The organism is Celeribacter ethanolicus (assembly GCF_001550095.1).
In the GTDB taxonomy this organism is placed as follows: Bacteria; Pseudomonadota; Alphaproteobacteria; order Rhodobacterales; family Rhodobacteraceae; genus Celeribacter; species Celeribacter ethanolicus.
On the sequence record NZ_LRUC01000042.1, the window covers coordinates 1 to 4,978 of the forward strand.

Here is a 4,978-nt window from a genome sequence, read left to right on the forward strand (position 1 = left end):
CACGCCACCGTCACGCTGCGCACCCATGACGGCTCGGACAAGCCTTTCGATGGCATCATTTCCGAAGCGCGCTGGATGGGCGCGGGCGAAAACGGCCATCGTTATCGGCTGACCCTCAAGCCCTGGTTCTGGCTCGCCTCGCTCCGTCGCAACCAGCGGATTTTTCACAATAAAACCGTGGTTGACATCCTCACGGAGCTCCTCGGTGCCTATGCCTCGGCAGGCAAGATGGAGACCCGGCTGACGCTCGATTACCCGGAACTCGAATACACCGTTCAATACCGAGAAAGCGACATGGATTTCGCCGCGCGCCTCATGGAACGGCACGGGATTTCCTATCATTTTGAACAGGATAGCGGCTCTCACCTGATGGTTCTGACCGACATTGTCGAGAGCCATGCGACCATCGGCGAGCGCCCGTTCAAGCCCTATGATGGCCACCACCAGGAGGAAATCGAGCACTTCTGGGAATGGCGGCCAGCGCGGCGGATCACGACGGGGGCGGTGCGGCTCACGGATTACAATTTCAAGACGCCGACCGCGGCGATGGAAACCAATTCTTCATCTTCTTCGCGCTATGCTCAGGGCCAGATCGAGAGTTTCGACTGGCCGGGGGATTACCTCGACCAGAGCCGTGGCGATGTGGTCGCGCGGCTGCGCTCAGAAGGCGAGACCGGCCAGGACCGGCGCTTTGAGGCGCAGGGCGATATCCCTGCGCTTGGCGCGGGGCTGCGGGTGACGCTTGGCGGCGAGCCTCTGCCGGGGACGGGGGAGGACTACCTCTGCCTCGTGGCGCATCACAGCTACACGTCGGACAATTACGGCTCCGGCGGCGAAGAGGGCGACGGCTACGCCTACACCGGGCGCTATGTTTTGCTGCCCGCCGACGCGCCTCTGGTGCCGGAGCTGAAGACCGCGCGCGCAGATGTGAAAGGCCCGCAAACGGCGGTGGTCGTGGGCGATGGTGAGATCGACTGCGACGAATACGGGCGCATTTTGGTGCAGTTTCACTGGGACCTCGACGCGGCCTATTCGATGCGCTGCCGTGTGTCGCAATCCTGGGCGGGCAACGGCTGGGGCGGCATGGTGATCCCTCGGATCGGCATGGAAGTCGTGGTCGAGTTTTTGGACGGCGACCCCGACAAGCCGCTGGTCACCGGGTGCGTGTATAACGGCAAGAACGCGGTGCCGTATGATTTGCCGGAGCATAAGACGCGGAGCACGTTTCAGACGGATACGCATGAGGGCGAGGGGTTCAACGAACTTCGGTTTGAGGACAAGAAGGGTGAGGAGGAAGTGTTCCTTCATGCTCAGAAGGATATGAATGTTGGAATAAATAATAATTTCAAAGCTCTGATCAAAGGCTTCTTCCACAGGCATATAAGAAGAAATTTTACGAGTTTAGTGCAAGGCCACAAGGCAGATCATGCTGAGAAATCATCAAGTATCACAACAAGAGGTCCAATGTTTATTGGCACGGGGACGACTAGCCCAATAAACACTATAAATGACGGCTTTTTTAGCAAAGGCGGAAGCTCCGATTTCGATCACGAAAGTCTATTTTGGAGCCGTGACGCCCTTAAAACTCCAGACCCCGAGGCGCTTACAATAGCAAGCGGTGGCGATGCTTCATTTTTTAGTGATGGAGATATGTCGCTACAAAGCGACCGTTCCTTCAATATCAGTGCAAATGGGTCGTTGAACACAATTACTCAACAACAGATGAACAGTTCTTCTCGCGGCGATACGATGACTTATAGCGGAAATCGTTACATGATCGGGGCGGAAGGTGCGATTATATTGCAGTGCGGAATGTCAAAACTCACCATGCGACATGATGGAGAAATCAACATGACCGGCTCTCTCATCAAGATAAACGGAACCAAAATATGTCTAAATTGATCACAGCAGGACTTGTTCTGACGGCAGTAATATTCTTTTTCGCAACCGAAAGGACAAATGCCGAGGCTTTTTCGCCAGAAGATCATTTCTACGACCCCAATGCTTCGATTGGGATTAACAAGTACGAAGATGCTGACGCTTGGTTGCAATACATTTCCTCGTTGAGGCGAGGCGAAAATTATCCGTCACTTTGTGAAAAGGGTCCCTACTGCGACTTGATTGATTTCTATCGTCAAAATGTCAAAACGCAACAAATGCAGTCAAATGCAGAATTCATGTTGCAAAAAGCTGTCGAAGCTCAAAATGAAGAGGCTCTGACATCTCGTTTTATTGAAGTTGCGATTTATGCCCGATTGATTTGTGCTGATGAGCAATGTTTTACGACAACGCTTAAAGACATTAATGCAGAACAACTCATACAGCTCATTGCGAATGATTGCGAGGTGCGGCCGGAAACGGGATATGATGAAATGTCGCTGGCATTTTCGGACGTTTTCTTGACGTTTTCTACATGCTTTGATCGCACTAACTACGATGAAAAAATAAATCAGCTATATCTAGCTCTTCAGCGCGTCATCGATGGGTATCACGCATCGACTGGCCAACTGTAAGGTGCCGTATGAGTGTTGAAATAGAAAAAATACTAGAGCGTTTTTTAACCCCACTACCAAAAGATGCGGGGGATGGCCCATTTTTAACAAATATTGTGGCTGAAGATACTCCTGTTGCCAAAGGGGCCAATAGTGAATCGATAGAAACAATGGGTGCCGATTCAATTTTGGCCGACAATCCTCTTGTTGGCAGAGCAAGAGTCATAAGCCTCGGCCTTATTCGTGTCAGTGATACGATACCTCCCTCCTCTTTTCGAAGGGTCTACAGATTGTTCAGGGTAAAGCGACAATTGCCAGAGGACGCCAATAAGAAGATATGGATAAGGTTTAGTGGTAATTCGATGGCAATTATCGCGGAAGAATTGGAAAACTTGTCTCCTACGCCTAAGCCTGTCACATCAACTGTTTCGCGCCCGAGAAAAACACCTCGCCCAGCCCCTCCCGATACCCGTGTGGGAGAAAAAATAGAAATTGTGGATAGCCTTATAAATACGGCCGATGCCGTTCTTACGCCAACACAATCTACACGCCTAAGCTCCTGCAACATTATTTTCAGGTACCCTGAGTATGAGCCTTGGCGTCTCGAACAAGGGTTGCAGAATTTCTCTTCGGGAAACGAAAACCTGCCGAATTCGACCAAGGAATTTAATATGGGGAATAGCTCTGGTGAAATTCTGGAAATCGAAATTCCGTATCCTGTTGGGCAAACTGTACCTATCATCTTCGACATTGTGAATGGGAACCCACGTCAAAGCCAACAAGTAGCTTTAACTGTTGACGTTTTATTGGCTGAATAAATGATTCCAGCGAACATATATCTAGGTGCTATTTCGTTAAAAAAATATCCTCACGTTTTTGTAGCGCATCACCAAATTCACGAATGTGCGAGCCGCTTTGCCGGGGCAACCCATGCAGGTCAATTGCTGTTAGATGAATATATATTCGATTACTTGCAACAGCTTACTTTTTTCGAAGCGGATCGTTGGCTTTCGCTTTGTCATGCCAGCGGCATGACCGTCTACGGCGCGATCGCCCTCTCCTGGTGCAAAGACGCCGAGCTTTCACAGGTCTGGGAAGGCTGGCATGCCTCCGGTTTCCCGCTCAAACCCAGCCCCGAATTCGAACGCCCCGCCCGCTTCATCAACCCCGCGCTCATGCCGGTGAGCGACAGCCTGCACGACATCCTCAACGCCGAGGCGCGCAAGCACGAGGACCCCGAAATCCACACCCTCGCCATCTGCGCCCGCATCGCCGCCATGCAGGGCCCGCTCAAATTCGACATCCCGCTCGACAGCTTGAAAACCGCCCCGCCACAGATCGCGGCGTTTCTCAAATCGCGAACGCTCGAAAAACCGGATCGCACAGCGGAAGAGAACGCTCTGATCGCGACGTGGTCGGCGACGATCAAAGGCACGGAATTCGACATCTGGGAGGACGCATAATGTCAGCAGCAGGACGCAAGGGCGACACAGGATCGGACCACGACGGCTTCCCGCCGACGCCCGCCACATCGGGGAGCGGGGACGTGTACATCAATGGCCAGCCTGCGCTCCGACAAGGCGACAGTTTCGCGCCGCATTCCAAGCCCAAACACCCACCGCACGGACGCAGCCTCTCGGGCGGGTCTGGCACTGTCTTCATCAACGGCAAACCGGCGGGCCGCGTCGGCGACGCCATCGACTGCGGCGGCAGCGTATCGACCGGGTCGGGGGATGTGTCGATTGGGGGATGAGGCGAAAACGGACCTTTGCAGCGGAAGATTTGAATGACTGGTTTGGGCCGGTAGCGACATTTAAGCGATAAGGGCGTATTTTGTTGAAAAACTCGTGCTTGATCGGTGTGTGATCTGCTGTTTCAATTCTTCCAACGGACGGGAGGATTGACCGATGATGGGTCCGAGGCAGGAAGCGCAGGCATCGCTGTTTTACGAGTTCTCGCTTGAGGATCACGTCCCTCAGGATCATTTGCTGCGGTCGATTGATCGGTTCGTCGACTTGGGCAGCATCCGTGCTCATCTTGCTGAGTTCTACAGCCGCACGGGCCGGCCTTCCGTTGACCCCGAGCTGCTGATCCGGATGCTTCTGGTCGGCTATTGTTTCGGCATCCGGTCGGAGCGGCGGCTCTGCGAAGAGGTGCATCTGAACCTCGCCTATCGCTGGTTCTGCCGCCTCGATCTGAACGACCGGGTGCCTGATCATTCGACGTTTTCGAAGAACCGGCACGGTCGTTTCCGCGAGAGCGAGCTGCTGCGCCATCTATTTGAGACAACGGTGGCGCGCTGCATCGAAGAAGGCCTGGCGAGTGGCCAGCGCATGGCGGTGGATGCCAGCCTGATTGAGGCAGATGCGAACAAACAGAACTCGACGTCAAAGGAAGACTGGGATGCTTCAACCATCGAGCCCGCTGATGCGCCTCGTGCCGTACGCGAGTATCTCGACACCCTTGATGAGGCTGCATTTGGCGCA

Annotated in this window: 6 protein-coding genes; all 6 read left to right on the forward strand. The window is 53.6% G+C overall.

Annotated features, from left to right (window positions below):
- Positions 1-1,902, forward strand: a 1,902-nt coding sequence (locus tag NH195_RS15580; protein ID WP_066708954.1) for a type VI secretion system Vgr family protein, incomplete at its 5' end; no start/stop codon positions are given.
- The gene (locus NH195_RS15585) at positions 1,890-2,513 is read left to right on the forward strand and encodes a hypothetical protein (RefSeq protein ID WP_066708957.1); all 624 of its coding nucleotides are present in this window, start codon (positions 1,890-1,892) and stop codon (positions 2,511-2,513) included. The genes NH195_RS15580 and NH195_RS15585, both read left to right, overlap by 13 nt.
- Positions 2,514-2,521: 8 nt before the next feature.
- Positions 2,522-3,310 (forward strand): hypothetical protein, encoded by a 789-nt coding sequence (locus NH195_RS21295; RefSeq protein WP_155846201.1) that lies wholly within the window; start codon positions 2,522-2,524, stop codon positions 3,308-3,310.
- 213 nt (positions 3,311-3,523) lie between these two features.
- Positions 3,524-3,955: a hypothetical protein gene (locus NH195_RS15590; RefSeq protein ID WP_066707575.1), complete on the forward strand. Its 432-nt coding sequence runs from the start codon at positions 3,524-3,526 to the stop codon at positions 3,953-3,955.
- Complete coding sequence (locus NH195_RS15595) at positions 3,955-4,245, forward strand: type VI secretion system PAAR protein (protein ID WP_066708963.1); 291 nt, start codon at positions 3,955-3,957, stop codon at positions 4,243-4,245. Before NH195_RS15590 ends, NH195_RS15595 begins: the two co-directional genes overlap by 1 nt.
- Before the next feature lie 154 nt (positions 4,246-4,399).
- A partial coding sequence (locus tag NH195_RS15600) for an IS1182 family transposase (protein ID WP_066703577.1) occupies positions 4,400-4,978 on the forward strand: 579 nt, incomplete at its 3' end.